Source organism: Paenibacillus oleatilyticus (genome assembly GCF_018998565.1).
Classification (GTDB): Bacteria; Bacillota; Bacilli; order Paenibacillales; family NBRC-103111; genus Paenibacillus_G; species Paenibacillus_G oleatilyticus.
Genome location: NZ_JAHNZO010000072.1, coordinates 1 through 1811, shown reverse-complemented (window position 1 = coordinate 1811; position 1811 = coordinate 1). Strand labels below are relative to the sequence as shown.

The window sequence follows — 1811 nt, the reverse complement described above, 5'->3', positions numbered from 1 at the left end:
CCTCCCACTATAAAGTAATGTATTCTCCTGTTTTCTCACTGAATCTCAATATTTCAACTTTGACAGCTTGAGCGGCGGTAGTGGAGAATGTAGCCTATGCATTGATTTTCGATCAGAGCGTAGGCGGGAACAGAGCTTAGGATGTCGGATTCCTAACCTTGTGAATTAGATGATGATCGCACCTTTGGATATCCACATTCACCCTCGGGGTTTACCCTCCCATGTCACGCTGGGTCTATGCCCTTACATTCCTTCGTTCTGCCTCTCAAGGGGTGGATGCCGATTCTTGCTCCTCTGCAGGGTCGTTGCCCTTATGGATTGTAGTTCTTCGGCTGCTCCAGTGCTTCCATTGTCTTGGCTGAATCGTGAGATTACTTGAGACTACAGGTCTTTGCTTTGCTTAAGCTGCCAATTGCATCTGAGCCTGACGAACCGGCCCAATCACATCACTAGCGTTGTACTCTTTCTGTTTTGTCCCCAATGTAAAGAGGACTCGGATCAGCTTTCCACATAACGCGATAATCGATTGCTTCTTCTTCAGTGGGTTCTGGCTTCGTCTTGTATAGTACTGATGTAACGCCTTGAATGCGGCATTCTTCGCAACCATCGGCATGACTGCCCGGAACAGCAGAGCCCGGAGGCGTGAGCGCCCACGCTTGCTTATTCCTGTTTTGCCCTTGCGTTTACCAGAACTGTTCTCTTTCAGATTCAGACCGGCTAAACGAATAATTTGCTGCCCATGATCGTAGTTGTGGATATCACCAACTTCGGCTAGAAACCCAGCTACCGTTAACACTCCGACACCCGGTACCGTCAGCATCTGAGCAGTACCTGAAATGCTCTCGAGAATCTGCATCACCTGGGCCATGATCGTTTCGAGTTGTTCAGTGAATAGGTCGAATTGTTGCAACAACGCCGTCAGTTCCACTCTGGCTGCTGTTACGCCTTCCGTTAGTCCGATCGATGTCGAAGCTGTTGCGTAGAGCTTCTCTGCTCGACGTATTCCCACGCCACGCTTCACTTCTGTCTTCCAGCGTTCCAGGACGCCCCTAGCACCCATAGCAACAATCTCGGCGGGTAACGGGAACTCTCTCATCGTCATGAGTGAGGCCTTACCGTCCCAGTTTTTGAAGACGCTAACGTACTCCGGAAAGAACCGATCGAACCAATTCCCGATTCGACCCTTCACTTGCGTCAAGCTTGCCGACACTTTCTCGCGGAGATTCATCAAGATCCTTAGCTCCGCATACTCTTTCGTCGGCAGACTCGGTTCGGAGTACTTTCCATTCCGAATGAGATCCGCGATCACCTTAGCATCCTTGTAGTCACTCTTCGTCTGTGAGTTGTCTTCGAGTTCCTTGCTTTTGTTGACATAGTGCGGGTTCACGACGACAATCTTAATGCCTTGATCCTCTAGAAACGCTGCTAACGGGAACCAGTAGTGTCCGGTGGGCTCGATGCCAAAGACGATTTCCGTCTTCGCATGCTGCTGCCCGAGATCCTTCATCCACGCCGATAGTTTCGTTAACCCCGCTGCATCGTTGTGGAAGACACAATCTTTCCCGAGCTCGATGCCGCGGAAATCTACAGCACGAGCTACATGGATTTTCTTTGCGATATCCGCGCCAACGACCAATGTTGATTCTGTAATTCGTGTAATGCGTTGATTCTGCTTTTGCTTAAGTTTATACTTCATGTTGAGTGCCTCTTTCGTATGTGGGATTTGTTCTTTGGTCGGAACGTTTCCCAGTATACAAGAGGCGCTTTTTTTGTTCAAAGCTCAAATTACTTCATTACAGGAATGGCTCCTC

The 1811-nt window shown here is 49.3% G+C and carries 1 protein-coding gene; it reads right to left on the bottom strand.

Annotation, left to right across the window (positions count from 1 at the left end; all coding sequences use genetic code 11):
* Window positions 1-400: 400 nt before the first annotated feature.
* The gene (locus KQX66_RS36315) at window positions 401-1696 is read right to left on the bottom strand and encodes an IS110 family RNA-guided transposase (RefSeq protein ID WP_216798378.1); all 1296 of its coding nucleotides are present in this window, start codon (window positions 1694-1696) and stop codon (window positions 401-403) included.
* Between the last annotated feature and the right edge of the window lie 115 nt (window positions 1697-1811).